Origin of the sequence: uncultured Agrococcus sp. (assembly GCF_945915485.1) — a bacterium.
Classification (GTDB): domain Bacteria; phylum Actinomycetota; class Actinomycetes; order Actinomycetales; family Microbacteriaceae; genus Agrococcus.
Genome location: NZ_CAMEFJ010000154.1, coordinates 1 through 3,266, shown reverse-complemented (window position 1 = coordinate 3,266; position 3,266 = coordinate 1). Strand labels below are relative to the sequence as shown.

Here is a 3,266-nt window from a genome sequence, read left to right as displayed (position 1 = left end):
CCACGTCGTAGCCTTCGTAGGCGGGCGGCGGATCGTTGCGCACATTGCGTGAGCACTCGAAGTCACGGCAGATGAGCGTGCCGACCGTGTTGCCCCGGCGGCCGGCACCGCCGGCACGCTTGGCGCTCCAGAACACAACCTCATTCGGCAGCCGGACATCCCGGCACCAGTTGCACATGGCACGCGACCTCGGTGATGCTTCCGCCTGCTTCAGCACGATGCCGACGGGATCATCGTCGAGCCTTGGCAGCACGGTGTAGCCGCGCCGCGGGAGCTTCGGGTCGCGCCAGCCGAAGAAGTCGAGGTCTGGCCAGTCGCTTTCCTGCAGCTCTTCGAAGAAGCCGGGCAGCCGCATGTCCTTCACCTCTTTGCGTGAGGCGTTGACGAAGGATGCGCGGATGAACGATTCGGTTAACGGTTGCATGAGTATGCCTTTCGAGAGCGCGGCAAGGCTGCGCTCGGGTGAGTCGATGAGTAGGTTCGTCGAAGTCGCCCTGCGGGGAACGGATTGCCCGCAAGGCCAGGACGCGTCAGCTACTCACCGTCGGCGAGAACAGCGCCGACGACCTCCATCCGCTGGGAGGACAGCTCTCGGAAACTCACGGGCCCAGTGTACGCCCGCTACTCGAATCGCGCGATGCCCTCGCATCGATACTTCAGAAGCGACGTTCAGAGCATCGCGGTGAGTACCCCACCGTCGGCTCGCAGAGCCGCCCCGTTCGTCGCGGAGGACATCGGACTCGCAAGGAAGGCGGCGAGGTGCGCGATCTCCTCGGGCTCGAGGAAGCGGCCGAGGAGGGACGTCGAGTTCTTGCCTTCGATTGATCGCTTCACGTCGTCGGCGGGAATGCCTTGCTCCTGCGAAATCGCGTCAACGACCCCGGCGACTCCTGCGGAGTACGTCGGCCCTCCGAGGATCGTGTTCACGGTCACTTGCGTTCCGCTCGTGAGTTTCGCCAGCCCGTTGCCGAGCGCGATCAGTCCCGCCTTCGCGACGCCATAGGGGATCATGTCACCCGGAACATTCACGCCCGACTCGCTGGCCACAGAGATGATGCGCCCCCAGCCGCGCTCGAGCATCCCCGGCAGCAACCCTCGGCTGAGACGAACGGCGCTCATCAGATCGATCTCCAGGTAACGGCGCCAGGTCGTGTCGTCGATCTCGAAGAAGTCCATGAGATCGAAGACGCCGACGTTGTTGACAAGGACATCAACCGGGCCCAGCTTCGCGAGCAGCGCCGCCACTTGTTCTGGCTCTCCGAAGTCGGCGGCGTGTGCGGAAACAGCAACGCCGGGCACCGCCCCTCGCAGCCGATCGGCCGCCGCCTCACAACGCTCTCGGGTTCGACCGTTGAGGATGACCGCTGCTCCTTCGCGCGCAAGCGTCTCGGCGATAGCGTAACCGATCCCCTGCGTCGATCCACTGACGAACACGCTGCGTCCCGCTAGCTGAAGATCCATTGTCCCCACCTCTCAATTTACTTTCTCAGTCAACTGAACTCTAGTGATATTTACTTGACTGTGCAAGTGAATAATGCACTAGTCTGGTTGTATGGACGAAGCCGCATCCGTCACCTCACTTGAGGGTGACGACCTCGAGACCTGGTCATCCCTCGCGACGGTGCTCGAATGGCTCCCCTCCGCACTCGACGCGCAGCTGACGAACCACGCTGGGCTGACGCACTTCGAGTACGGCATCCTGTACGCGCTCGACTCGGCAGAGGGCAGCTCGCTGCGCATGAGCACGCTGGCGGCATATGCCAACAGCTCCCTCTCACGACTCTCTCGCGCGGTGTCGCGCCTCGAGCGTCGTGGATGGGTCAGGCGCTCACCGGATCCGACTGACGGCCGCACCACCCTCGCGACGCTTACAGACGACGGATCGACCGCCGTGGATCGCGCGACGCCCGGCCATGCCGCGCTTGTGCACGAGCTGGTTCTCGATCGAATCACTGCCACACAGAAGCGCCAGCTGCGAGATATCTGCGGCAGGATCCAGAAAGCCATCCGCAGCGAAGAAGGCTGGCGCGCTTGAACGAAGTTCACCGTTGACCCCCGATCACACTGGATGTTTGGCAGACTGAAGCGTATGGAGATCCACCTCACCGATGACGTCGAAGCCGACCGCCTGCTCAGCGACGACCCCTTCGCGCTCCTGACCGGCATGCTGCTCGATCAGCAGATCGCGATGGAGGTCGCGTTCGTTGGCCCGCACAAGATCGTCGAACGCATCGGCTCCATCGACCCTGCTGTCGTCGCGGAGTACGACCCGGACGCCTTCAAGGCCGCATTCAGCGAGAAGCCGGCCGTCCACCGCTTTCCGGGCTCCATGTCTGGCAGGGTGCAGTCGCTCGCGGCCGCGATCGTGGACGACTGGGATGGCGACACCGCCGCGATCTGGACGCGAGACAGCCCGTCCGGTGCGGAAGTGCTGAAGCGCCTGAAGAAACTGCCAGGCTTCGGCGAGCAGAAAGCGAAGATCTTCCTCGCGCTGCTGGGCAAACAGCTGGGCTTCGATGGCGAGGGCTGGCGCGAAGCGAGCGCTCCCTACGGCGAAGAAGGCGCGAAACGATCCGTCGCGGACATCCACGACCGTGCCTCCCTGCTGGAAGTGCGCGAAACGAAGCGCGCTGCGAAGGCCGCTAAGGAGAAGTAACGGGGCTACCGGCTTCTCTCCTCCTGGTCGGCGCTACTCTGGCCGTCGTCGCCCGTGACATCTATGGCGTTCTGATACGCCGCAGTCGCGCTACGGAAATACGTCACCAAGCCCTCTTGCTGCTCTGCGCTCAGTGAACCGATAGCCGTGCCTATCGGCTCCCTCACGGAAGAGAACAGCCGAATCGCTTCGCCCGGAATCAGGCCGGTATGAGCGACGACCCCCTTCCTCCTGTCTGCCGCGTCAACGGTTCTCTCCGCGATGCCTGCCGCGACCAGCCGATCGATCACGCGGGTCGTCGCGCTCCTACTCAGCCTCAACCGGTCCGCGAGCTCTCCCGGCGACAGCGGTCCGTCGAGCTCGAGGATGCTGCTCGCCTGATAGTCGGTAGGGCCCATCCCTCCGGCTTCAGCTGCGGCGAGGTGGAATCGAACGACCGCCGCCAGGTACGTGCGGTAGACGCGAGTGAGTTCGTCGGAAGACATGCTTGCTCCTTAGTTGCACATGTGCAATGATTGCAGTCATGCAAATTATAGCACTGATGACGGAGGCGCCGAGTGAGCACTGACAATTTCGAAACAGCGAAGAAGAGCACGACCCAGCGCAAGCG

General features: G+C 63.5%; 5 protein-coding genes. 2 read left to right on the top strand and 3 right to left on the bottom strand.

Annotated features, from left to right (window positions below):
- Positions 1-424: FBP domain-containing protein (locus tag Q0O95_RS13745; RefSeq protein ID WP_293699840.1), on the bottom strand; the 424-nt coding region annotated here is incomplete at its 3' end.
- A gap of 245 nt (positions 425-669) precedes the next feature.
- Positions 670-1,461 (bottom strand): SDR family oxidoreductase, encoded by a 792-nt coding sequence (locus Q0O95_RS13740; protein ID WP_293699837.1) that lies wholly within the window; start codon positions 1,459-1,461, stop codon positions 670-672.
- A 91-nt stretch (positions 1,462-1,552) separates the two neighbouring features.
- On the opposite strand from Q0O95_RS13740, the gene Q0O95_RS13735 reads away from it, so the two are divergent.
- Both Q0O95_RS13735 and Q0O95_RS13730 read left to right on the top strand, forming a co-directional pair.
- On the top strand, positions 1,553-2,035 hold the full coding sequence (locus Q0O95_RS13735) for a MarR family transcriptional regulator (protein ID WP_293699835.1): 483 nt from the start codon (positions 1,553-1,555) through the stop codon (positions 2,033-2,035).
- 54 nt (positions 2,036-2,089) lie between these two features.
- A complete protein-coding gene (locus Q0O95_RS13730; protein WP_293699832.1) occupies positions 2,090-2,656 on the top strand; it encodes an HhH-GPD-type base excision DNA repair protein in 567 nt (188 codons plus the stop codon).
- 5 nt (positions 2,657-2,661) lie between these two features.
- Here Q0O95_RS13730 and Q0O95_RS13725 read toward each other — a convergent pair whose 3' ends face one another.
- Positions 2,662-3,141, bottom strand: a complete 480-nt coding sequence (locus Q0O95_RS13725; protein WP_293699829.1) for a MarR family transcriptional regulator — start codon at positions 3,139-3,141, stop codon at positions 2,662-2,664.
- Positions 3,142-3,266 lie beyond the last annotated feature (125 nt).